This window comes from Saccharothrix sp. ST-888 (genome assembly GCF_000955975.1).
Classification (GTDB): Bacteria; Actinomycetota; Actinomycetes; order Streptomycetales; family Streptomycetaceae; genus Kitasatospora.
This window is the reverse complement of the sequence record NZ_JYJF01000014.1, coordinates 38,894-61,220: the sequence shown is the minus strand read 5'-3', so window position 1 is coordinate 61,220 and position 22,327 is coordinate 38,894. Positions and strand designations below refer to the sequence as shown.

23 protein-coding genes are annotated in these 22,327 nt (G+C 69.4%); 1 reads left to right on the top strand and 22 read right to left on the bottom strand.

Features of this window, described 5'->3' with window-relative positions; all coding sequences use genetic code 11:
* Positions 1 to 15: 15 nt before the first annotated feature.
* The 4 genes from frr to rpsB form a co-directional block, all read right to left on the bottom strand.
* Positions 16 to 573: a ribosome recycling factor gene (gene frr, locus UK12_RS08235; RefSeq protein WP_045301235.1), complete on the bottom strand. Its 558-nt coding sequence runs from the start codon at positions 571 to 573 to the stop codon at positions 16 to 18.
* A gap of 96 nt (positions 574 to 669) precedes the next feature.
* Positions 670 to 1,425, bottom strand: a complete 756-nt coding sequence (pyrH, locus tag UK12_RS08230; RefSeq protein ID WP_045301233.1) for a UMP kinase — start codon at positions 1,423 to 1,425, stop codon at positions 670 to 672.
* A gap of 279 nt (positions 1,426 to 1,704) precedes the next feature.
* Entirely contained in the window at positions 1,705 to 2,541 is an 837-nt protein-coding gene (gene tsf, locus UK12_RS08225) for a translation elongation factor Ts (RefSeq protein WP_045301231.1), read from the bottom strand.
* Between the two features lie 131 nt (positions 2,542 to 2,672).
* Positions 2,673 to 3,551 carry a 30S ribosomal protein S2 gene (gene rpsB, locus UK12_RS08220; RefSeq protein ID WP_045301229.1) on the bottom strand — a complete coding sequence of 293 codons (879 nt, stop codon included), beginning with the start codon at positions 3,549 to 3,551 and terminating at the stop codon, positions 2,673 to 2,675.
* 197 nt (positions 3,552 to 3,748) lie between these two features.
* Between rpsB and UK12_RS44725 the strand changes: the two genes are divergently transcribed.
* Complete coding sequence (locus UK12_RS44725; RefSeq protein ID WP_331386642.1) at positions 3,749 to 5,011, top strand: M23 family metallopeptidase; 1,263 nt, start codon at positions 3,749 to 3,751, stop codon at positions 5,009 to 5,011.
* A 77-nt stretch (positions 5,012 to 5,088) separates the two neighbouring features.
* On the opposite strand, the gene UK12_RS08210 is transcribed toward UK12_RS44725, so the two are convergent.
* The 18 genes from UK12_RS08210 to proS all read right to left on the bottom strand — a co-directional run bounded on the left by UK12_RS08210 (position 5,089) and on the right by proS (position 22,223).
* Complete coding sequence (locus tag UK12_RS08210) at positions 5,089 to 5,712, bottom strand: TetR/AcrR family transcriptional regulator (RefSeq protein WP_045301227.1); 624 nt, start codon at positions 5,710 to 5,712, stop codon at positions 5,089 to 5,091.
* A 128-nt stretch (positions 5,713 to 5,840) separates the two neighbouring features.
* Positions 5,841 to 6,680 (bottom strand): RNA polymerase sigma factor WhiG, encoded by an 840-nt coding sequence (whiG, locus tag UK12_RS08205; RefSeq protein ID WP_269431998.1) that lies wholly within the window; start codon positions 6,678 to 6,680, stop codon positions 5,841 to 5,843.
* A gap of 637 nt (positions 6,681 to 7,317) precedes the next feature.
* Positions 7,318 to 8,394 (bottom strand): DNA-processing protein DprA, encoded by a 1,077-nt coding sequence (gene dprA, locus UK12_RS08200; protein ID WP_197084660.1) that lies wholly within the window; start codon positions 8,392 to 8,394, stop codon positions 7,318 to 7,320.
* A gap of 337 nt (positions 8,395 to 8,731) precedes the next feature.
* On the bottom strand, positions 8,732 to 10,399 hold the full coding sequence (locus UK12_RS08195) for a YifB family Mg chelatase-like AAA ATPase (protein ID WP_045301225.1): 1,668 nt from the start codon (positions 10,397 to 10,399) through the stop codon (positions 8,732 to 8,734).
* Position 10,400: 1 nt separating this feature from the next.
* Positions 10,401 to 10,880 (bottom strand): YraN family protein, encoded by a 480-nt coding sequence (locus UK12_RS08190; protein WP_197084659.1) that lies wholly within the window; start codon positions 10,878 to 10,880, stop codon positions 10,401 to 10,403.
* A gap of 160 nt (positions 10,881 to 11,040) precedes the next feature.
* The gene (locus UK12_RS08185; protein ID WP_045301221.1) at positions 11,041 to 11,367 is read right to left on the bottom strand and encodes a DUF2469 domain-containing protein; all 327 of its coding nucleotides are present in this window, start codon (positions 11,365 to 11,367) and stop codon (positions 11,041 to 11,043) included.
* The gene (locus tag UK12_RS08180) at positions 11,364 to 11,987 is read right to left on the bottom strand and encodes an NUDIX hydrolase (RefSeq protein WP_045301289.1); all 624 of its coding nucleotides are present in this window, start codon (positions 11,985 to 11,987) and stop codon (positions 11,364 to 11,366) included. The genes UK12_RS08185 and UK12_RS08180 overlap by 4 nt, the downstream gene beginning before the upstream one ends.
* A 169-nt stretch (positions 11,988 to 12,156) precedes the next feature.
* A complete protein-coding gene (gene lepB / locus UK12_RS08175; RefSeq protein ID WP_231591094.1) occupies positions 12,157 to 13,002 on the bottom strand; it encodes a signal peptidase I in 846 nt (281 codons plus the stop codon).
* Positions 13,003 to 13,066: 64 nt separating this feature from the next.
* On the bottom strand, positions 13,067 to 13,822 hold the full coding sequence (gene lepB / locus UK12_RS08170; protein WP_197084658.1) for a signal peptidase I: 756 nt from the start codon (positions 13,820 to 13,822) through the stop codon (positions 13,067 to 13,069).
* Positions 13,823 to 14,297: 475 nt separating this feature from the next.
* On the bottom strand, positions 14,298 to 15,116 hold the full coding sequence (lepB, locus tag UK12_RS08165) for a signal peptidase I (protein ID WP_197084657.1): 819 nt from the start codon (positions 15,114 to 15,116) through the stop codon (positions 14,298 to 14,300).
* A gap of 229 nt (positions 15,117 to 15,345) precedes the next feature.
* A complete protein-coding gene (lepB, locus tag UK12_RS08160) occupies positions 15,346 to 16,317 on the bottom strand; it encodes a signal peptidase I (RefSeq protein WP_063838224.1) in 972 nt (323 codons plus the stop codon).
* A gap of 77 nt (positions 16,318 to 16,394) precedes the next feature.
* A complete protein-coding gene (rplS, locus tag UK12_RS08155) occupies positions 16,395 to 16,745 on the bottom strand; it encodes a 50S ribosomal protein L19 (RefSeq protein ID WP_045301282.1) in 351 nt (116 codons plus the stop codon).
* A 153-nt stretch (positions 16,746 to 16,898) separates the two neighbouring features.
* The gene (trmD, locus tag UK12_RS08150) at positions 16,899 to 17,717 is read right to left on the bottom strand and encodes a tRNA (guanosine(37)-N1)-methyltransferase TrmD (protein WP_045301214.1); all 819 of its coding nucleotides are present in this window, start codon (positions 17,715 to 17,717) and stop codon (positions 16,899 to 16,901) included.
* Between the two features lie 5 nt (positions 17,718 to 17,722).
* The gene (gene rimM / locus UK12_RS08145; RefSeq protein WP_045301212.1) at positions 17,723 to 18,358 is read right to left on the bottom strand and encodes a ribosome maturation factor RimM; all 636 of its coding nucleotides are present in this window, start codon (positions 18,356 to 18,358) and stop codon (positions 17,723 to 17,725) included.
* A 130-nt stretch (positions 18,359 to 18,488) separates the two neighbouring features.
* On the bottom strand, positions 18,489 to 18,728 hold the full coding sequence (locus UK12_RS08140) for an RNA-binding protein (RefSeq protein WP_030275689.1): 240 nt from the start codon (positions 18,726 to 18,728) through the stop codon (positions 18,489 to 18,491).
* A gap of 2 nt (positions 18,729 to 18,730) precedes the next feature.
* Positions 18,731 to 19,162, bottom strand: coding sequence for a 30S ribosomal protein S16 (gene rpsP, locus UK12_RS08135; RefSeq protein WP_045301209.1), 432 nt, complete (start codon positions 19,160 to 19,162; stop codon positions 18,731 to 18,733).
* A gap of 684 nt (positions 19,163 to 19,846) precedes the next feature.
* Entirely contained in the window at positions 19,847 to 20,425 is a 579-nt protein-coding gene (locus UK12_RS08130; protein WP_045301207.1) for a hypothetical protein, read from the bottom strand.
* Positions 20,426 to 20,810: 385 nt separating this feature from the next.
* Complete coding sequence (proS, locus tag UK12_RS08125; protein WP_045301205.1) at positions 20,811 to 22,223, bottom strand: proline--tRNA ligase; 1,413 nt, start codon at positions 22,221 to 22,223, stop codon at positions 20,811 to 20,813.
* Between the last annotated feature and the right edge of the window lie 104 nt (positions 22,224 to 22,327).

Here is a 22,327-nt window from a genome sequence, read left to right as displayed (position 1 = left end):
GGGGCGTCGCTCGGATCAGACCTCGAGCAGCTCGGCTTCCTTGTGCTTGAGCAGCTCGTCGATCTGGGCCACGTACTTGGCCGTGGTGTCGTCGAGCTCCTTCTCCGCGCGACGGCCCTCGTCCTCGCCGACCTCGCCGTCCTTGACCAGCTTGTCGATGCCGTCCTTGGCCTTGCGGCGGATCGAGCGGATGGAGACCTTGGCGTCCTCGCCCTTGCCGCGCGCGACCTTGATGTACTCCTTGCGGCGCTCCTCGGTCAGCTGCGGGAACACCACCCGGATGATCGAGCCGTCGTTGGACGGGTTGACACCCAGGTCCGAGTCGCGGATCGCCTGCTCGATGTTGCGCAGGGCGGACTTGTCGAACGGGGTGACGACCGCCATCCGCGGCTCCGGCACGGCGAACGAGGCGAGCTGGTTGATCGGCGTGATGGCGCCGTAGTAGTCCGCGACGATCTTGGCGAACATCGCCGGGTGCGCGCGGCCGGTGCGGATCGCGGCGAAGTCGTCCTTCGCGACCGAAACGGCCTTCTCCATCTTCTCCTCGGCCTCGAGGAGGGTCTCTTCGATCACTGTGTGCTCCCTGTCCGGTTCATCTGCTGTTGTCCCGTACCGGTGCCCCGGACGGCTTACTGCTGCACGGCCGACTACGGCGCGGCTGACTACGGCTCAGGCCCGGCCGGAGTCCTCGCTGATGAGTGTGCCGATCTTCTCACCCTTGACCGCCCGGGCGATATTGCCCTCGGCCAGCAGCTCGAAGACCAGGATCGGCAGGCCGTTGTCCTTGCACAGGGTGATCGCGGTCAGGTCCGCGACCTTCAGGTCCCGGGTGATCACCTCGGCGTAGTCGAGCGAGTCGAACTTGACCGCGGCAGGGTTGGTCCGCGGGTCCGAGTCGTAGACGCCGTCCACACCGTTCTTGCCCATCAGCAGCACCTCGGCGTGGATCTCCAGCGCGCGCTGCACCGCCGTGGTGTCGGTGGAGAAGTACGGCATGCCCATACCCGCACCGAAGATGACGACGCGGCCCTTCTCCAGGTGCCGGACGGCACGCAGCGGCAGGTACGGCTCGGCGACCTGGCCCATGGTGATGGCGGTCTGGACCCGCGTCTCGATGCCTTCCTTGATCAGGAAGTCCTGCAGCGCCAGGCAGTTCATCACGGTGCCGAGCATGCCCATGTAGTCGGAGCGGGCCCGGTCCATGCCGCGGACCTGCAGCTCGGCGCCGCGGAAGAAGTTGCCGCCGCCGATCACGACAGCGACCTCGGTTCCCGAGCGGACCACCGTGGCGATCTCCCGGGCAATCGCGTGCACGACGTCCGGGTCGACGCCGAGGCCGCCGCCACCGGAAAACGCCTCACCGGACAGCTTGAGCAGAATGCGGCGGCGCGAGCCACCCTGCACGGTCTCCTGCGTCTCCTGCATGGACTTCTCCTTCTCCACCTACTGGTTCACAGGGCTGGATTCTCACAGGGTCGAGTGTGCCGTGTGGGGCCCAGACCTGTGCGTACACGCGAGGAGGCCACTGCCGCGGGAACCGTTACGGTGTCCTGCACGGCAATGGCCTCCTCGTCGTTCATGGTGCCGACGCGGCCCGCCCGTTGTCCGAGTGGCGCTGGATGAGCCCGATCGGCGCGTTCCTGGCCGCCCCAGCGGGGGGCCGGGCGATTCCTACCTTAGGCGGGAACCGCTGGGGAACGTCGCTCAGGCGCCGACGCGGAAGCGGGCGAAGCGCACGAGCTTGACGCCGGCCTCGTCGAGAACCTTGGCGACGGTCTTCTTGTTGTCCTTGGCGAACGCCTGCTCCAGAACGGCGTTCTCCTTGACGAAGCCGGTGACGCGACCCTCGACGATCTTCGCCAGGGCGGCCTCGGGCTTGCCCTCCTCGCGAGCAGTGGCCTCGGCGACGCGGCGCTCGTTCTCGAGAGCGTCGGCCGGGATCTCCTCGCGGGAGAGGAACTTCGGCGCGAACGCGGCGATGTGCTGCGCGACGTCCTTGGCGACCTCGGCGTTCTCCTGGTCGAGCTCGACCAGGACGCCGACCTGCGGCGGCAGGTCCGGGGAGGTGCGGTGCATGTAGGCGGCGACGAAGCCGTTGCCCGAGAACTGCGCGAAGCGCTTGAAGACGATCTTCTCGCCCAGGTTGGCGTTGGCCTCGTCCACGAACTGCTGGACGGTCTTGCCGGCCTCGATCTCGCTGGCCAGAGCGGCGTCCAGGTCGGCCGGGGAGGCGGCGGCGACGTGCTTCGCCAGCGTGTCGGCGACCTCGACGAACTTCTCGCCCTTGGCGACGAAGTCGGTCTCGCAGTTCAGCTCGACCAGAACACCGGAGTTGCCACCCTCGAGCAGGACGGCCAGGGCGCCGTTGGAGGCGTCACGGCCCTCGCGCTTGGCAACACCCTTCTGGCCCTTGATGCGAAGGAGCTCGACGGCCTTGTCGACGTTGCCCTCAGCCTCGTCCAGAGCCTTCTTGCAGTCCATCATGCCGGCGCCGGTGAGCTCACGGAGCTTCTTGACGTCCGCGGCGGTGAAGTTCGCCATGGTGTGAATCTCTTCTCGCGTCTCGCGTGTCTGCGGGGAGTTGTGTCAGGGGCTGGTGGTTCAGCCCCTGACACCGGAGAGAGGGGCACCTACCGGTGTCGTACCGGCGGGTGCCCCTCGCCCTTGGTACGTCAGGCCTGGTCAGCCTCAGCGGCCGGAGCCTCAACAGTGGCCTCGGCGGCGGGGGCCTCAGCAGCGGGGGCCTCGGCAGCGGCGGGGGCCTCCTCGGCGGCCTTCTGGCCCTCGATGAGGTCCTTCTCCCAGGCGGCCAGCGGCTGGTCGGCGCCCGGCTCGGCCTTGGCGTCGCCCTTGGCGACACCGGCACGGGCCTTGAGGCCCTCGGCGACGGCGTCGGCGATCACGCGGGTCAGCAGGGTGACGGAGCGGATGGCGTCGTCGTTGCCCGGGATCTTGTAGTCGACCTCGTCCGGGTCACAGTTGGTGTCGAGGATGGCGACGACCGGGATGTTCAGCTTCCGGGCCTCGCCGACCGCGATGTGCTCCTTCTTGGTGTCCACGATCCAGACAGCGCTGGGGACGCGCTGCATGTCGCGGATACCGCCGAGGGTCTTCTCCAGCTTGTCGTACTCGCGCTGGAGGACCAGGAGCTCCTTCTTGGTGAGGCCGGAACCGGCCACATCCGTGAAGTCGATCTCGCCGAGCTCCTTGAGGCGCTGCAGACGCTTGTAGACGGTCGAGAAGTTGGTCAGCATGCCGCCGAGCCAGCGCTGGTTCACGTAGGGCATGCCCACGCGGGTGGCCTGCTCGGCGATGGCCTCCTGGGCCTGCTTCTTGGTGCCGACGAAGAGGACGCTGCCGCCGTGGGCAACGGTCTCCTTGACGAACTCGAAGGCGCGGTCGATGTAGTTCAGCGACTGCAGGAGGTCGATGATGTAGATGCCGTTGCGCTCCGTGAAGATGAAGCGCTTCATCTTCGGGTTCCAACGACGGGTCTGGTGACCGAAGTGGACGCCGCTCTCAAGCAGCTCCCGCATCGTGACGACGGCCATGGCCGTGCTCCTCAGTGTTGCGCCCGGCCTGCTTGCCCTCGTCGTTGCCGAGATCGGGAAGCTGCCAGGTCAGGCTCGGTTTGTCCGTGCCGGTCGGGTGACCGCCACGCCTGACGCCCCGGACGTGCCGAGCCACCTCGGCCTGGCGACCACTGGGGCCGCAGCAGGCTCGGCGGACCGAGCGGCACTCGCACCGGATGTGTCGGGAGGCTGGTTCGGGCCCTTGCGGATCCGCACCTTCCGACGCATTTCGACCGGTGGCGGGGCGTGCGAAGTCGACCCGGGTGGACCGGGTCGCGTGTGAAGTGTACGGGAAGCGCCGAGTGACGAGCGACTCCGGACGATTCGAGGCGGCTTCCGGGCGGCCCCGGACGGACCCGCACACGCTCCTGCGGGGTGTTCCCGAGGCACTGGTACGCCTGTCTTTTCACCCGTCCGGGGGAGCGCGGGTTTCCACAGGCGGGAGTTGTCCACAGGAATCGGGGTGGGGCTGGTCAGCCGGGCGCACGGGCACCAGCCTCCTGCACATGGCGAACCTTCTGACGGCGGTCCCTTGCACGATGGGGTTTACGAAGCAGGGGCTGGGGCGGGCGCTGGCCTGGGCTCCGGCGCGGGGGCGGGGCCGGACTCCGGCGCGGGGGCGGGAGCGGGCTCCGGCTTGGGCCCTGGCTTGGGCTCCGGCTTGGGCTCGGTTCGCGCGCCGGGCGCGCTCGAGGTTTCTCGACGGGCTTTCGGGCCGACCCGTGCCCGACTTCTGGGGAGCCGGCTGCCGCAACATCGACGTGGCGATGCCCCCACCGGCTCCGGACCGCCGGATTCAGGCAATACTGCTCACGCTGCTGCTGGTCGCGCTGGTACTGGCCCGGCAGCCACTGCCGTCCGCGCACGCGGCGTGGACACCGCGCGGCAGTCAGGTCGGCCGACCGGGAGGCGCTGCGTCCGCGTCCGGGCTCGGACCTTCTGCCGTGACTGACCCTGGCGTGGAGATCGGTCCTGGTGCCAGGAGTGGATCTGGCGTGGGGGCTGGCCCTGGACCGGGACGCGCATGGCCGGTCGGTGCGCGCTCCGACCTACAGCGGCGCTTCGACGCGCCACCGACGCGGTGGGCAGCTGGTCACCGCGGGGTCGACCTCGCGGCGTCGGAGGGCATGACCGTGCGAGCTGCCGCACCCGGGGTTGTCTCGTTCGTGGGCATGGTCGCAGGCCGACCCGTGGTGACGGTGACCCACCCCTCGTCCGGGACTCCCCCGCTGCGGACCACCTATCTACCGGTCACCGGAAGTGTTCCGGTCGGCACTCCGGTGTCGGCGGGACAGCCCATCGGGACGATGGCCACCGGGACAGGACACTGCGCAACCGGCTGCCTGCACTGGGGGCTGCTCCGCGGGAAGCGCTACCTCGATCCGCTGGCACTGCTGGGCGGCGGCCAGGCCCGCTTGCTGCCGTTGAACGGCCCGTGACCGCCCCGGCGGCGGCAACTCCGACCGCCAGCCGTCGCAGCTCAGGCGGCCATCGGCGCCCCGGCGGGCGTCACAGCTCAGGCGGTCTCGACCGCAGGGGCCGCCGCCTCCACTGCGATCGCAGTCGCAGCCGCAGTCGCCACTTCGGTGACCAGGCCGTGCAGAGCGAACGCGACCGTGGCGTCCGCGATGGTATCGGCGTCGTCGGCCGGGGCGCGCTCGGCCTGCCGAACGGCAGCCTCGACCACGCCTTGGAGCAGTGCTGCCGCCAACCGGGGCTGGGCATGTCCGAGATCTCGAAGAGCCCGAACGACCAGTGAGACCAGTTCGGCGTGCGAAGCGCGGATGCGCTCCCGGGCCGCCTCGTCCAGTTCGAGCATCGAGATCGCCGTGACCGCGCGGTGCCTCGGGTCGCCGGCCAGCGCCAACTGACCGCGCACATAGGCCTCGACCCTGGCCGCCGGTCTCTCACAGGCAGCCATACCTGCCTCGATCTCGGCCGCCCAGAGCGGGAAGTCCACGGCGCAGAGCTCCTCGACCACGGCGGCCCGCGAACCGAAGTACTCGTACACGGAGGAGCGGGCCAGACCGGTCCGCGCAGCAAGAGCAGGGAAGGTGAGGGCGTCCATCCCGCCCTCGGTGAGCAGAGACCGGGCAGCGTCGAGGAGGGCTGCACGCTGCAGCTGACGATGCTCGGCCACTGTGGCTGCTCGGATTTTCGGCACGTTCCTACTGTACGGAGACCGATGACCGCTCGATACAGCACCACGCAACTGGCGGTCGCCGGATGTCCGGACGTGCAGGTCGGCCCACCCGCCGAACCGTACGGTCAGCGGATGTCCGTCAGTTTGGCCCGGAGTTGCAGCACGGACTTGGTGTGGATCTGGCTGACCCTGCTCTCCGTCACACCCAGCACCTGGCCGATCTCGGCGAGGGTGAGGCCCTCGTAGTAGTAGAGCGTCACCACCGTCTTCTCCCGCTCGGGGAGGGTGTTGACCGCTGTGGCCAGCAGACGGCGTAGCTCCCGATCCTCGGCGATCTCGACGGGGTTGTCGGCTCCGGTGTCCTCAAGGGTGTCCATGAGGCTCAGCCGGTCACCGCTCTCCCCCACCGGGTGCAGCAACTCGTCCAGGGCCACCACGTTCGCCAGCGAGAGCTGGCTGAAGATCGCATGCAGGTCCTCGATCGCGATGCCCATCTCCGCGGCGACCTCGGGCTCGTGGGGAGTGCGGCGCAGCCTGGCCTCCAGGGTGGCGTACGTCCGCTCCACCGCCTTGGCCTTCTGCCGGATCGACCGCGGGATCCAGTCGAGTGCCCGGAGCTCGTCGATGATGGCGCCACGGATCCGGCTGATGGCGTACGTCTCGAACTTGATCGCCCGGTCTACGTCGAACTTCTCGATCGCGTCGATCAGGCCGAAGATCCCCGAGGAGACGAAGTCCGCCTGTTCCACGTTGGCGGGGAGTCCGACGCTGACTCGCCCCGCCACGTACTTGACCAGCGGTGAGTAGTGCAGGATCAGCTGTTCGCGCAGCCGGGTGTCCCCGGTCTCCTTGTACGAGCGCCAGAGCGACTCCAGAGCGGTGCGCTCGGCAGAGGCACGCGCATCCGCCCCGGCTGCGGAGGGGATGGCGGGCGTACGGGACTTCACGGGTGAGGGGAGCGGCACCGGGGCCGGGGTGGGCACTGCGGCAGGTCCGGGCACGGGAACTGCGGCAGTTCCGGGAGCTGAGGCAGTTCCGGGGGGCGCGGCGGTCTCGGGACCTGGAGGCACCGCGCTCCCGGGGCCTCGCCGGGCAGCCGGCGGACGGGCTCCGACCGGGGGTGAGGTCTCCTCCTTAGAGCCTGGGGACGGTGGCCGCCCGGCCTGCCGGGTCAGCCCCATCACCCCTGGCGTCTTCGGCTGGTGATCAGCGTTGGGGCGTGCCTCGGCCCCTGGCCCTCCCGAGGACCGGAGGCCACCGACTACCCGATGTCCGGGAATGTGTGTGGGCATGCGTTGGTCTGCGCCGTTCTGCCGAGTCATGTGCTGATAGGAGGCACTGCGAGCGTAGCGTGACCGACTCGCTGCGTTGTGCTACCGCCACTCGGTCGTCCCTCGAAACGGTGGCGATCCCGGTGCGCCGTTCCGTTCTCGTCACCACGGCAGCCGGTTCACCACCTCCAGATGCGATTCACCGTGGTCAGGCCGGTAGGCCGACACCTGATCCGCCAAGCGCGATCCACCGGCGTGCGAGCCGGTAGCGAGGCGTACGGACCGGCGCGCGGTCGGGGAAGCGCGCCCATCCGCCGGGGAGTCCGGCATCTCAGCGCGGGACGGATCGGGCGCCCTTGGCCAGCCTCCAATGTGCCCCGAACCGCTCCACGAAGCCGAGCGAGCCCAACTCGTAGAGTTTCTGCAGGGTTTCCTCGACCGGCAACCCCGCTGCGCGGGCCAGGCGTTCGACGGGTGCACCTTCGGCGGTCGCCGGTACCGCTTCCAGCACCCGCGCGATTGCGGGCTCCAGGTGATCCCGGGGCAGGATCGGGCCGGATGGGTGCGGCGCCAGGTCGTCCCCGATGGCGCCGATCAACTCACCGATCTCGGCGGCATCGGTGACCAGGGTCGCGCCACCGCTACGGATCAGGGCGTGCACCCCGGCGGAGAGCTCCGACGTCACCGGACCGGCCACCCCCATGGTGTGGCGGTTGAGGTCCCTGGCGCGGCGCGCAGTGCTCAAAGCCCCGCTACGGAGGGCTGCTTCGACCACCACCGTCCCTCGTGTCAGCGCCGCTATCACGCGGTTCCGAAGCACGAACCGGAACCTGTTGGGGTGCTCACCCGGCGCCAATTCGCTGAGCAGCAGACCTTGTTCGGCGATCCGCGAGATGAGCTCGAAGTTTCCCGACGGATAGGTCTCGTCCACTCCGCAGGCGAGGACTCCGATGGTGACACCGCCGACAGCGAGCGCGCCTCGGTGGGCGGCGGCGTCGATCCCGTACGCCGCACCCGAGACAACCACCCAGCCGCGCTCGGCCAGTTGAGCCGAGATCTCCCCGGCGACGTGCGCGCCATAGGCGGTGCAGGCCCGGGCTCCGACGATGGCGACGGAGCGCAGCGCGAGGAGACGGAGTGAGCCGGTACCCCTGATCCAGAGACCGACCGGCCTGCTGTCGCCCAGGTCGTCGAGTTGGGAGGGCCACTCCATGTCGCCCGGAATGATGAACCGCCCACCGACGCTCTGCACCCGCGCCAAGTCCGCCTCGGGGTTGAGGAACGGGAGCCTGGCGCGGTAGCCGTCGAGCCTGGTGGCGTCCAGGTCGAGGTAGCCGGGCACCGTACGCGCGCGGATGGCCTCGATGAGGGTGGGTGCGCTGACCTTGGAGAGCCATCGACCGACCACCGCGTCGCCAGGCTCGGTAAGGCGCGCGAGGGCTGCTCTGGCAAGCCGCTCCGGCTCGGGGTGCCCTGGTCCCGAGTGCCCTGGTCCCGGGCGGCCGGGCAGAGGTCGAACCGGCGGCGACGGGGCTGACGGTGGCTGGACCAGCGGGGGTTGCCCCGGCGGCGCAGTACCCGATGCTCCAGAAGGTCGGGTGGGCGGAGCCGTGCGGGTGGGCGTGGAGTGGCCGGGCTTCGAGTGGTTGGGGGTGGTCCGGGTGCGGTTCACCTGCGCCTCCATAGGGACGGCAGAAAAGGGACGGCAGATCAAGGGCTTTCTGCACGGGCTGGCTGAGCGCTGGTCAGCTTTCGCCGCCCGCTCCCACATCGGGATCCTGATAGTCGGGATCCCGATGTGGGAGCGGCCGCGGGGCGACGGCGGGGAGCCCGCGCTCGACACCGGTCCGGAGAACCAGGGCTGTACGGACGTCAAGCCTGGTGGGGCGGTCCCGGCCGACCAGGTCGGCGATCGTCCAGGCGACCCGCAGGACTCGGTCCAACCCCCGGGCGGTGAGGATTCCGCGTTCCAGTTCCTGCTCGGCATCGGTCAGAGCTCCCGGCGCGAGCTGCCACCGTGTACGCAGGAAGTGGCCCGGCACCTCGGCGTTGGTGCGCCAGGGGGTATCGCCGAGCCTGGCAGCAGCGCGCCCACGCGCCATCAGTACCCGGGCGGCGACCGTGGCGGTGTTCTCCACCGCCCCGGCGCGCTCCATCAACTCCACCCTTGTCACCGGGGCGACTTGGACCTGGAGGTCCACACGGTCCAGCAGTGGACCGGAGAGCCTGGCCTGGTAGCGGTGGACCATTGCCGGGGTGCATTCGCAGCCCTCGCCCCGCCTGGAGTACCGGCCACAGGGACAGGGGTTCGCGGCCAGGCACAGCTGGAATCTGGCCGGCAGCCGCAGCGATCCGGCGGCTCGGGCGATGGTGACCTCGCCTGATTCGAGCGGCTGCCGCAGGGCGTCGAGCACACGGACCGGGAACTCGGGGGCTTCGTCCAGGAAGAGGACGCCCCGGTGAGCCAGTGAGACCGCACCTGGTCTCGGCAGGCCGCTGCCGCCCCCGACGATGGCGGGCATGGTGGTCGAGTGGTGCGGCGCGTAATACGGCGGGGTGTCGATCAGCGGCCGATCGGGCGGCAGCAACCCGGCGACCGAGTGGACCGCCGTCACCTCCAGCGCCTCGGCCTGGCTGAGCGGCGGAAGCAGGCTGGGCAGTCGCTCGGCGAGCATGGTCTTCCCGGCTCCCGGCGGGCCCTTGAGATAGAGGTGGTGACCGCCTGCGGCGGCGATCTCCAAGGCACGGCGGGCTTCGTACTGCCCCGTGACATCCGCGAGGTCCAGCCGGGCAGCGTCCTCCCGCAGGTGCCCACGGATCCCGACGCCGGGGACCATCAGCCCCGACAGCGACGGATCGCGGCGCCCGAACAGGTGGTCCGGCTCCTCGTCGGGGACCGGCGCTTGAGTGAGCACGGCGATCAGTTGGCGCAGGCTGCGGACGCCGAGCACGGAGACCCCGGGGACGAGGGCAGCCTCGGCGGCTGTCGGTTCTGCGACGACGACCTGTTTGTACCCCGCATCCGCCGCGGCGAGGACGGACGGGAGTACCCCTCGGACCGGACGGACCCGTCCGTCCAGGCCCAGCTCGCCGATGATCAGCAGATCGGCGATGGAGGCCGGCTCCAACCGCTCGGCTGCAGCCAGGACCGCGCAGGCGACAGCAAGATCGAAGCCGCTGCCGCTCTTCGGCACGGAGGCCGGGCTGAGGCCCACCGTCAACTTCCGCTGCGGCCAGCTCTCTCCGCTGTTGACCACTGCGGCGCGGACGCGATCCCGCGCCTCGGTGAGGGCTTTGTCCGGCAGACCGACCAGGGCGAAGGCCGCGAGGCCGGGTTCGAGGTCGGCCTGCACTTCGACCACTACACCGTCCACGCCGACCAGCGCGACAGAGCAGGTACGGGCGAAGGCCATCTCACACCGCCCCTCGGTAGTGCTCGACCTGGGCGGCGCCCTTGACCCGGTTGACCACCGCGATCAGGTCGATCCGGACCCCACCGGGCGGCAGGGGAACCGGTCGGGCCTGCGGTACCGCTGGTGTCTTCGCCTCACGATCGGCGCCAGGGCGCGCTCCAGAATCCGCTCCGGCTACCGCGACGGACCGGGCGAGGCCGTCGAAATGGGTCGGCCAGCGTTCGCCGAGCCAGCGCTCAGCCAGGTGCCGCAGGCGCTCGGCCTTGGTCCGGTCGATGCCTTCACTCGGCTGCTGGAACCCGTGCTCGGACCGGGTTTTGACCTCGCAGACCGCGAGCGTGTCGCCATCCAGGGCGACGATGTCGAGCTCACCCTCCGCGCAACGCCAGTTGCGCTCCAGGATTCTCAGGCCGCCTGCGGTGAGCCACCGCGCGGCCACCTCTTCGCCGTAACGGCCGAGACCGTTGTTGGAACTCTGCACGGCTATCACCTCCGTGTCGGGGAGGTTGCCGTTCCTCCTGCAATCAGGCCAGGGGGTTCTCAATTCCTGTGGATAACTCGGGCCTGTGGATAACCCGCGTCACTCACAGGAGTGAATATCGACCAGAACGCTGGACATCGATCCGAACCTCGGACCAAGGTCAGCTGCCAAACGCCGCATCGTCGGAGGGCAGCTCCAGGTCGCTCTTCGCCAGCTCCTCGATATTGACGTCCTTGAAGGTCAGCACTCTCACCTTGCGGACGAACCGGGCCGGCCGGTACATGTCCCAGACCCAGGCATCCGCCATCGACACCTCGAAGAACACCTCGCCCTGGACCGAGTGCACCTGCAACTCGTAGTCGTTCGTCAGGTAGAAACGTCGTTCGGTTTCGATCACGTACTTGAACAGGCCGACGACGTCCCGGTACTCCCGGTAGAGCTTGAGCTCCATCTCGGTCTCGTACTTCTCGAGATCCTCGGCACTCATTCAGGCGTCCCCTCAACTCGTCTGGTCCACCCCATTGTGGACCACCGCACCCGCTCGGAGAGCCTTACCGGCAGGACTGGCGGGCCGTCCCTCCGCAAACGGTCGACCAAGTCCGCCAGCGCAGCGGGGTAGACCGTCTCCTCAGTGGCCCGCAACTCCGGCACAGTCCACCAGCGGGCGCTCAGCAGCTGCGCGTGTTCCTCCGCCTCGCGGGTTGCCGTCAGCGGCCCGGCACCCGGATTCGCCGAGCCGACCCCCGTCTCGCTCCCTGGCCGGCTGTCCCCTCCGATCCCCGGCCCACCGTCTCCCCCGTTCCTCCGTCCGTCGTACCGGAGGCGGGCGAGGTGGAACGACTGGTCCTGTTCGTAATGCTGCCCTTGGAAGGAGTAGACAACCGTGTCGTACGCCACCACCGGCCCCAGCTCGATGTCCGTCAGCCCGGTCTCCTCCGCCAGCTCGCGCAACGCTGCGTCGCGCGACTCCTCACCCGGCTCCAGCCCGCCGCCGGGCGTGATCCACCAGGTCACGCCAGGGACTGCTGGGTCCATGCCGCGAAAGAGCAGAATCCGCCCGGCTCCGTCCAGGAGCAGGACCCGCGCCGCGCGTCGCCGCTCGGCCATGCCCGTCACCTCCACCTGTCGCGAAAGCCATCCCGCCGGCCCCAGGAGTCACGGGAGTCGCAGGAGGCCCCTGACCCACCCGACGGGTCTCCATGGGTGCCCGGGGGACCACACCGCGGAGCACGTCGGTCTCCGCAGCCATCCGGCCGATGCCGGCCCACCGCGAGGATCAGGCGCTGCGGCGCCTCAGTTTTCGGCCGAGCGAGACCACCCCGCCGAGGGCCGAGGCGAGCACGACCACCCCGGCACCGCCGGCCATCGCGTACATCGCCGGCGCCACCGGCCCCGGCTCTGCCTCCAGCGGCGCACCGAGCCCGTCGAACGCAACCGTACGCTTGGTGACACCGAACCGACCGTACGGCCAGACCGTGGCCTCGACCCGAGCGGTCACGTCGGAGGCGGGAACGGTACCGCTCGCGACGTCGAGGTGCGCTCGCGAGTCCAGGGAGTTCGCCCTGTAGTCCCCGAGCAGGAAGAGGCGACCGGCCGGGACGGTCGTCCTGAAGTCCGCACCGGGCATCATCGGCAACGCCACGTACGGTTCATCGACCGGCTTGCCGTTCACCAGCAGGTGCTGCTTGGAGTCACAGCACGCCACGGTGTCACCGCCGACCGCCACCACCCGTTTGACCATCGTCAGGCCACCCCACTGCGAGTCCCGGAAGACCACGATGTCCCCCCGGCCCACAGCGCCACCCTTCACCGTGCGGGCGAGCACGGTGTCCCCCGACTGCACCGTCGGGGACATCGAGTCCGTCGGGACCTTGTACGGACGGTAGTTGAGCGCGAGCACCACGAATCCGCCGGCCATCGCGGCGAAGCCGAGGCCGATGACCAGGCCGTGCAGCAGCGATCCCAGACTCCGCCGGTTCGCTGCACCCGGCTTGCCGGCCGCAGCCGACGCCGGAGTCGTGTGCTCCACGACACCGCTCATCGCCACCGCCCCTTCCAGGTCGTCCCGTGCACCGCACGAGTACGCCGCGGCGGGCTCGGAGAAGCCGACGGGCCGTGGCACGTGCGAGCAGATTACTCGCCGGTACCACGGCCCGCGCAAGACCCAACAGCAGACCCAGCAGGTCTCAGCGGCGGGACCTCCGAAGCCACCAGACCACCGGCAGCGCGGCCGCCGCCCCAGCGGCAGGCGGCGCGAACGGCATCGCGGCGGCCAGTCCCTTCTGGTCGAAGGTGTCGGGCACCGGCAGCGTCGACCAGTCGCTGATCGGCCAGGCGACCACGAACGCACGACCGATGACGTTGCCCACCGGCACCGTGCCGCCACCGGGCTGGTCCTGGTGGAACCGGGAGTCCAGCGAGTCCCCGCGGTGGTCACCCATCACCCAGATCCGCCCGTCCGGCACCTTCACCGGACCGAACGGCTTGTCACCACAGGGGGTGTTGCCGGGGAAGATGTACGGCTCGTTCAGCGCGAGCCCATTGACCTTGACCGGACCGGCGCCCTGGCACTCGACGGTGTCACCGCCGACCGCGATGACCCGCTTGATCAGGTCCTTCTCATTGGCCGACGGCATGAGGCCGATGAAGCCGAGCACGTCCTGCAAGCTCCGGACGAAGGAGTTGCTGCTCTGCTGAGTGGGCTCGTCGTTCAGCCAGCCGCCCGGATCCTGGAAGACGACCACGTCACCGCGCTCCGGCTCCGCACCGAACCAGGGCGTGAACTTGTCCACCAGGACCCGGTCACCGATCCGCAGAGTGTTCTCCATCGACCCCGAAGGAATCGAGAAGGCCTGGACGAAGAACGTCTTGATCACCAACGCCAGGATCAGCGCGATGCCGATCAGGATGGGCAGTTCTTTCCAGAAGGAACGCTGCTTCACAGGCTCCGGAGTCTCCTCCGACTCCTCGCCTGAAGAACTCACCGACCCATCGTCGTTATTGCCACTACTCAACCGAGCGGCCCCACTACCCGAGCCACCGCTGTCCGAGTCGCCCGCCGCTCCGGCAGCCGACCCGTCCTCGCCGGGCTCCGACGGTTGTGCGGACTCGGTGGACCGGACCGTACGGCTGCCGGCGCCCTCGGGCTCGGGGGCCCCCGAGCGGGCGCCGATCACCAGATCCCCCACAACATCTCCTCCCTGCTGTGCGGACGCCTGCGCGCCCGCGCTCACCAGTGCCGCACAGCGGGCACCACGCTCTGTGACCGACCGTCAACCCGCCTCAGGCCTGCCCTGCACGGGCGGTCCTGACACCGGAACAGCCTCCGGAGGCAACCGGAACGTACACCGAGCGCTCCAGAACTTCTCTATCACTCCAGGACATCAGCCCACCGCTCCCACACGGTGGAAGCTGCGATCAACCGGCCGGCAATCCGGGCCGGACCGCTGCCCGCCTCGGCCGTGCGAGGAACGGAATAACGCCCAACACACCCATAACGAGCGGAGGTTCCACTGGATCCGGGTTGACCCCGACTGATTCCTCGGCGCCGGCACCTGCACCGATACTGCTGCCGACCACCTGCGGACCGGCAGCGCCGGCCGACGACGGCAGGGCGGAAAAGGAGGCAAGTACGTCAAGTTGACGCATGCGTCCCATCGGCCACGCAATCACGAAGGCCCGGCCGATCACGTTGTCGACCGGGACGGTGCCGCCACCGGGCCTGTCCATGTGGAAGCGGGAGTCGGCTGAGACGTCCCGGTGGTCCCCCATCACCCAGAGCCGCCCGGCCGGGACGGTGACCTTGAACGGCCTCCGCGACGGCGCGTTACCAAGTGCGACGTAGGGCTCGTCCAGCGGTTTGCCGTTCACGCTCACCCGCCCCGTGGCGTCGCAGCACTCCACCGTGTCCCCGGCAACACCGATTACCCGCTTGATCAGATCCTGCTCGTTCTCCGACGGCAGCAGGCCGACGTTCTCGAAGAGCTGTTTCACACCGTGGAGCACCGGCCCGTCCGAGGAGGGCTTCCGCTCCGACTCCAACCATCCGCCCGGGTCCTTGAATACGACCACTTCACCGCGCTCGGGCTTGGCGCCGAACCAGGGCGTGGCCTTGTCCACCAGCACCCGGTCCCCGATCTGGATGGTCTGTTCCATCGAACCGGAAGGGATGACGAAGACCTGCACCAGGAACGTCTTCAACAGCAGTGCGATCACCAGCGCGACCACCAGGATCATCGGCAGTTCACGCAGCAGGGAGCGGCGCCTGCGGCGCTCGGCACGGCGGGCCGTTCGCCGGCGTTCGGCCCGGCCTCGGGCAATGGCCGGTCCGGCAACCGGTTCGACAGCCGGTTCGGTGACCGCCCGGCCCAGGGTCGATTCGGCTTCCGGGCCGGGTGCCGTCTCCGAACCCGAATCCGAATCCGCCGCTGTCTCCGAGGCCGACGCCGAAACAGCCGGACGGCCCCTACCTCTGACCCCCATGACCACCAGTCCCCTCAACGGCGGCGAACCCGGCAGAACGGTCGAGCGAAGTCCAGCGTCCGATCGGGAAGACCACCCAGTCTGCGCGGCCTATCACCTTGTCCTCGGGGACGAAGCCGCCACCGGGCTCGCCGAGGTGGTCCCGTGAATCCCGGGAGTCACTCCGATGGTCCCCCATCACCCACAACTTCCCGGCCGGCACCACGACATCGAAGCCTGCCTTCGAGGGGGCGTCCCCGGGATACAGGTACTCCGACTCGTCCAGCGGTACGCCGTTGACCTTGATCCGACCGTCCGAGCCGCAACAGGTGATCCGGTCCCCGCCGATCCCGATCACTCGCTTCACATAGACCGAGTCGGCACCGGAGGACAGACCGAACCCGGCGAGGAAGCGCTGCCCAGGTGGGGGCTCGGACGCGTACGGGAGGAAGGAGCCGACGCCGTCGAAGACCACCACGTCCCCACGCTGGACGTGTCTGCCGAAGTCGTACGCCAGCTGGTTGACCAGGAGCCGGTCACCGGGGCGGAGCGTGCCCTCCATCGACTCGGACGGCACCGCGAAGGGGCGGGCGACGAAGAAGTTCACGAGCAGCAGCGTCAACAGGCATATACCGACCCCCAGGAGGAGCGTCCGTGAGAACCACCGATCCCCGCCCTCCGGCTGTTCCTCGCTGTCGGAGTGCACCGCGCCGGCCGACGGGGCTCCCGAACTGGGTTCGGCCCCATCACCTGCGCCGGATTCGACTGCCGCACTGGCTTCGACTCCTGGGGCGGCTTCGACTTCTCCCGTGCGACTGTCGGCTCCGCCCGCACCGGCTTCGGTCTCTCCCACCCCCAGGCCGACCTCTCCCGAGAGCCGACCTTCGCCGGAGACGACTGCGGACCGCGACGGCGAGTCCGCACCCGGAGGTGCAGGACTGCCATCGCGGTCCGCGAGTGGTTCGTGCGTGCTCATCGGGGCTGAGCTTATCCCTAAGGTTCTCAGCCCGATCCGAGCGTACCCAACCCCCGGCGGAGCCGGGGGTGAGCGGATCAGCGCTCGCGCTTCTCCTTGATCTTCGCGGCCTTGCCGCGCAGGTCACGCAGGTAGTACAGCTTGGCGCGGCGAACGGCACCACGGGTGACGACCTCGATCTTCTCGACGACCGGGGTGTGCACCGGGAAGGTGCGCTCCACGCCGACGTTGAAGCTGACCTTGCGGACGGTGAAGGTCTCACCGACGCCCGCACCGTGGCGGCGGATAACGACGCCCTGGAAGACCTGGACACGGGAGCGGTTGCCCTCGATGACCCGGACGTGAACCTTCAGGGTGTCACCGGCGCGGAACGCCGGGATGTCGGTGCGCAGCGAGGCCGCGTCGACAGCAGCGAGCTTGTTGCTCATGATGCTCTCCATCGCAGGCGCCACGGGCCGCCTACGGAAATTCGTCTCAATGGGGTGTGTTGCGGGCCGCTTCGGCCTTCGGCGTTCCCCCCGTGGCGAGGGCACCGGACCACTGACCCCTACGAGAGGAGTCCAGCGACAGACAACAGTCGCCTATTCTTCCACAGCATCGACCGCGGACCGAAATCGGCCGAGCCGCTCGTCCCATACCAGGCCGAGAATACTGAGGGCCTCCCGTTCCTTCTTGTCGAAGGAGCCGTACTGCCAGCGCTCGACGAGGTCCGGCCGGTTGGCCAGGGTGCGGGCGAATGCCTGCTCGCGGCGCCAACGGGCGATCTTGCCGTGGTGCCCGCTGAGCAGCACCTCCGGCACGGCCCGCCCACGCCACTCGGCGGGCTTGGTGTAGACCGGGCCTTCCAGTAGGTCGGCCATCGCACCAGGGGCGAACGAGTCGTCCCGGTGCGACTCCGCATTGCCCAGGACGCCGGGCAGCAGCCGGGCGATCGCCTCGACCATGACCAGTACGGCGACCTCGCCACCCGCCAGGACGTAGTCGCCGATCGAGGCCTCGACCACGGGCATCCGCGTCGCGGCCTCTTCGATCACTCGGCGGTCGATGCCCTCGTAACGGGCAGGGGCGAAGGCCAGCCAGGGCTGCGCAGCCAGTTCCTGGGCCAGCTCCTGGGTGAACGGGCGGCCGCTCGGGGTGGGAACGACCAGGGTCGGCACCGCACCCTCGGGCCCCTGGGAGACCACCGCGTCGAGCGCGGCCCCCCACGGCTCAGGCTTCATCACCATGCCGGGGCCGCCCCCGTACGGGGTGTCGTCCACGGTGCGGTGGATGTCAGTGGTCCAGCTGCGCAGGTCGTGCAGGTGCACGTCCAGCTGGCCGCGAGCGCGGGCCTTGCCGACCAGGGAGACGTTCAGCGGGTCCAGGTACTCGGGGAAGATCGTGACGACGTCGATCCGCATCTCGCTCATGCGTTCGCCTTGCCTTCGCCAACCTCGCCAACCTCGCCAACCTCACCGGAATCGGCATCGGTATCGGTATCCGCATCGGCTTCGGCTTCGGCTTCACCCGACGCGGCAGCGACCACCGCCTGCTCGAGGTCGATCAGGCCGAGCGGCGGGTCGATCACGACGCGCTGGTTCTCCAGGTCGATGGTGGGCACGATCTTCTCGACGAACGGCACCAGCACCTCTGCCCCGTCGGCCTTCTTCACGGTGAGGAGGTCCTGGTAGGGCAGGTGGATGATCTCCGTCAGCTCACCGACCGGAGTGCCGTCGAGCAGGACCACGTCCAGGCCGATCAGCTGGTGGTCGTAGTACTCGTCCTCCTCCTCCGGGCGCTCCTCCGGATCGACCTCGGCGATCAGGAGGGTTCCGCGCAGCGCCTCGGCGCCGTTGCGGTCCTTCACCCCGGCGAAGCGCAGCAGCAGCCGGCCGCTGTGCACCTTGCCCGACTCGACGGTCAGCGGGCCGGCCGACGCCGGGTCCGTGAGCAGCACCGCACCAGGGCCGAGCCGGAGTTCCGGCTCGTCGGTGCGGACCTCGACGCTGACGTCACCCTTGATGCCGTGGGCGCGGCCGATCTTGCCGACGACGAGCTGCACGGTGATCGCTCTCCTGAAGTTGCTGAGCTTGCGCTGCGAAGGACCGAAAGGACGGAAAGGACGGAAAAACGAAAGAAGGCCGGTCGGGACGACGAGCGTCCCGACCGGCCCCAAGCCTGACGGCTGTGCGTCAGCGAATGCTGTCCACGTCGACCAGGTCGACCCGGACGTTGCGACCGCCGAGGGCGCCGACCACGGTACGCAGAGCGCGCGCGGTCCGGCCGCCCCGGCCGATCACCTTGCCGAGGTCATCGGGGTGCACCCGCACCTCGATGGTGTTACCCCGCCGCAGGTTGCGCGAACGCACCTGAACCTCGTCGGGGTGCTCGACGATGCCCTTCACCAGGTGGTCGAGGGCCTCCTCGATCACGATCAGGCCTCGGTGGAAGCGGCCTCGGCGTCAGCCTCGGCCTTGTCCGACTTCTTGGCCTTCGGGGTGATGGCAACACCGGTGGTGCTGTCCTCGAAGCCGGCGACGGCCTTGGCGAACAGGTGCGAGAAGTCCTCGACCTTCGGCTCGGCAACCTTCAGCGGCGCCGGGGCCGGCAGGCCCTTGAACTTCTGCCAGTCGCCGGTCAGCTTCAGGATGGCGAGAACCGGCTCGGTCGGCTGGGCGCCGACGGACAGCCAGTACTGGGCGCGGTCGCTGTCGACCTCGATCTTCGAGGGGTTGTAGGTCGGCTGGTAGATGCCGATCTCCTCGATCGCACGACCGTCACGCTTGGTGCGGGAGTCGGCGATGACGATGCGGTAGTGCGGGGAGCGAATCTTGCCGAGACGCTTGAGCTTGATCTTGACTGCCACGGGAGTGGATTCTCCTGGTGTTGACGTGGGTGAGCGGCCGCTGCCATCGCGTGGGGTTGCGGGGCCGGCCGTTCAAGGGACACGCCAGCCGTAGGAGAGAGGGGTCCTGCTCGGCTGCCGAGTACTCAGCTGTCCATTCTGCCACACCCCGGCCGGCCCGCCCGCCCCCCGGGCTTCCGTCCCGACCGGTCGACGCGCTGTCGGTCGGCCGAACCGAGGGCCCCCACCCCCGGTCGAACCGAGCTTCTGTCGCTGCGACGGCCTTCTTCCACGGCTCGGCCCCGCGGCAGAAGAGCGAACGGCCCGCGGCAGCACGCCCGCTGCCCACGGCATTTCGAACGGTTGAGCCGGACTCCGACAGTCGCGGCATTCGACGCGCCCCGGGTGACCGAGGCGACTTCGGCGAGCCACACCGAATCGACGAGTCGTACGCCATCACCGGCCCGACCAACCCGACCAGCGAAAACCCACCGGACCGACCCGACCAACCGACCCGACCAACCGACCCGACCAACCGACCCGACCAACCGGACCGCCCCGCCGGACAGGCAGAAATCACCCGACCGCCCCGGATCAACCGATCCGACTCGCTCGACTCACTCGACCGAGTTCGCCGACGCGCTGTTCGCCGACGCGCTCGACCGACCCGACCGAGTTCGCCGACCCGGCGGACGCAGGCGCGCGTCAGGCGATCCGGAACGGCTGCTGGCAGGCGCCGCAGACGATCGACGCCTGGGCGAGCACCGAGGGCACCACCCGGACGTTCCGGCCGCAGCCGCAGACCGCCTTGACCCGGACGCCCCCGCCCGAGGACCCGTGCCGCGCGGCCGGCCCGCGGAACGTACGCTGCCCGCCTTCGCCGGCCACGGCCAGCTGATGCGCACCGAGGGCGCGGTCGAGCCGCTCGATGGTCTGGGCGTAGCGCTCCTGGGTCTCCTTGAGCATGGTCACCTGGGAGAAGCCGCTGCTGGCGTGCGGCTCGATCGGGTGGGCCAGCCCGAGCTCGCTGGCGAGCATCAGGAAGCGGCGGTTGTGGTAGCGACCGGCCCGCGAGGTGTCGCGGATGTCTCGCGCGGCAGCCAGGCCATGGGCGGCCTCGTGCAGCAGTCGCTCGAAGCCGAGTCGCGTGCCGCAGGCCGAGGAGGACTCGCCGATCAGAGCCTCGGGCGAGGCCAGGTCGGGGAGGTCCTGGTGGTGTGCCTGGATGTCGCTCCAGGCGGCGGCCAGTTCGGCCGCGAGGACGAGGGGCTGTGTCGTGCTCACGCTATGCCAACGATGGAGTGAGAGCCGATGTTCCGCGAGTTCCCCGCCTTGGGGAATTCCCAGGAAACTCTCAGGAATGCGCATCGCTGCGCGAATTTCGCTGCTCGGATCTGACGCAAGACCAACCCCCTGCAACTGTGGGCCCAACAAGCCTCGCCGGGCTCTTGGATTTGCCTCGGGCCGGGCTCCGTACGCATCCGGCACGGCGCCACCCCAAGGCGGACGGCCCGCGGCAATGTCGGGAATTGACAGTGCCACGGGCCGTATACCGTACCGCTAGTTCCATAGGACTGGCAGTTGACCGGTCAGTAGTCTCAACTGGCAGTCTTCAGGTGCCGGAACAATCGCCGTCGCCGGACTCGGAACCGAGGCCGGTAACGGAACGTCAGTAGGCGCGCGCGACGATCGCGACATTGCCTTCCTGATCGTCCGTCAGCGGGACCGAGCCGTCGGCCGCGACGATGCAGCGCACCGAGACGCCCTGCTCGGCCAGCTTGGCCTCACCCTCCGGGCCCAGCTCGGCCCAGGAGATCCGGCCCCAGCCGGTCGCGGCCGCCTCGACGGCCTCGTCGATGTTCTTGACCTCGGCGGTGCGGGCCTCGCGGCGCTCGCGGGACTCGCGGAGCAGCAGGGCCTGGTCCTCCTCGAGGATGCCCGGCAGCAGCGCGGCCAGGCCGTCGATCGAGACCGGCTCCTTGCCGCCGGGGATGCGGCGGGCGAGCATCGCGGTGCCGTTCTCCAGGTCGCGCGGGCCGACCTCGATGCGCAGCGGTACGCCCTTGAGCTCCCAGTCGACGGCACGGCGGCCGAACGGGGTGTCGGTGCGGTCGTCGACCACGACGCGGATGCCGGCGGCCTCCAGCGCGGCACCGATCTCGCGGACCTTGGCGAGCACCGCGTCGTCGCCCTTGATGGCGAGGACGACGGCCTGGACGGCGGCCAGACGCGGCGGAACGCGCAGGCCGTTGTCGTCGCCGTGGGACATGATCAGGCCGCCGACCATACGGGTCGAGACACCCCAGGAGGTCTGCCAGACGTACTCGCGCTCGGCGCCCTGGAGCTGGTAGGTGGTGTTGAACGCCTTGGCGAAGTTCTGGCCCAGCTCGTGGCTGGTGCCCATCTGCAGCGCCTTGCCGTCCCGCATCATGCCCTCGAGGGTGAGGGTGTTGATGGCGCCGGCGAAGCGCTCCTTGGCGGTCTTGCGGCCGAGCACCACGTCGATGCCCAGCACGTTGGTCATGAAGTCGCCGTAGACGTCGGTGTGGATCATCGAGGCGTACGCGTGCGCGTCGTCGTAGCTGGCGTGGGCGGTGTGGCCCTCCTGCCAGAGGAACTCGGTGGTGCGCAGGAACACGCGGGGGCGCAGCTCCCAGCGGACCACGTTGGCCCACTGGTTGATCAGCAGCGGCAGGTCGCGGTGGCTCTGCACCCACTTGGAGAAGTACTCGTTGATGATGGTCTCGGAGGTCGGCCGGACGACGATCGGCTCGTCCAGCTCCTTGCCGCCACCGTGGGTGACCACGGCGAGCTCGGGGGCGAAGCCCTCGACGTGCTCGGCTTCCTTGGTCAGGTAGGACTGCGGGATGAACATCGGGAAGTAGGCGTTCTGGGCGCCGGCCTTCTTGATCCGGGTGTCCATCTCCTGCTGCATCCGCTCCCACAGGCCGTAGCCGTACGGTCGGATGACCATGGTGCCGCGCACCGGACCGTTGTCGGCCAGCTCGGCCTTGTTGATGAGGTCCTGGTACCAGCGCGGGAAGTCGTCCGCCTGGGGGGTGAGAACGGGTGCCTTTGCCATGGGGCAGATGGTACGGGGAGCGAGGCTCCGAGCGTGAATCGCCCTTGCCGGGTATCGGACTCACCGCTGCGAAGCGGGGGGCGCACGACCGCCGCGCGCGGATA

What these genes read in the sequence shown, in the direction of transcription:
- rplS (WP_045301282.1), bottom strand. Translation starts at nt 16,745, where the DNA reads ATGAGCAACAAGCTCGCTGCTGTCGACGCGGCCTCGCTGCGCACCGAC.
- UK12_RS44725 (WP_331386642.1), top strand. Translation starts at nt 3,749, where the DNA reads ATGTGTCGGGAGGCTGGTTCGGGCCCTTGCGGATCCGCACCTTCCGAC.
- UK12_RS08180 (WP_045301289.1), bottom strand. Translation starts at nt 11,987, where the DNA reads ATGGCCGAGCGGCGACGCGCGGCGCGGGTCCTGCTCCTGGACGGAGCC.
- trmD (WP_045301214.1), bottom strand. Translation starts at nt 17,717, where the DNA reads ATGCGGATCGACGTCGTCACGATCTTCCCCGAGTACCTGGACCCGCTG.
- tsf (WP_045301231.1), bottom strand. Translation starts at nt 2,541, where the DNA reads ATGGCGAACTTCACCGCCGCGGACGTCAAGAAGCTCCGTGAGCTCACC.
- lepB (WP_063838224.1), bottom strand. Translation starts at nt 16,317, where the DNA reads ATGAGCACGCACGAACCACTCGCGGACCGCGATGGCAGTCCTGCACCT.
- rpsB (WP_045301229.1), bottom strand. Translation starts at nt 3,551, where the DNA reads ATGGCCGTCGTCACGATGCGGGAGCTGCTTGAGAGCGGCGTCCACTTC.
- proS (WP_045301205.1), bottom strand. Translation starts at nt 22,223, where the DNA reads ATGGCAAAGGCACCCGTTCTCACCCCCCAGGCGGACGACTTCCCGCGC.
- UK12_RS08185 (WP_045301221.1), bottom strand. Translation starts at nt 11,367, where the DNA reads ATGAGTGCCGAGGATCTCGAGAAGTACGAGACCGAGATGGAGCTCAAG.
- lepB (WP_197084657.1), bottom strand. Translation starts at nt 15,116, where the DNA reads ATGATCCTGGTGGTCGCGCTGGTGATCGCACTGCTGTTGAAGACGTTC.
- UK12_RS08195 (WP_045301225.1), bottom strand. Translation starts at nt 10,399, where the DNA reads ATGGCCTTCGCCCGTACCTGCTCTGTCGCGCTGGTCGGCGTGGACGGT.
- pyrH (WP_045301233.1), bottom strand. Translation starts at nt 1,425, where the DNA reads ATGCAGGAGACGCAGGAGACCGTGCAGGGTGGCTCGCGCCGCCGCATT.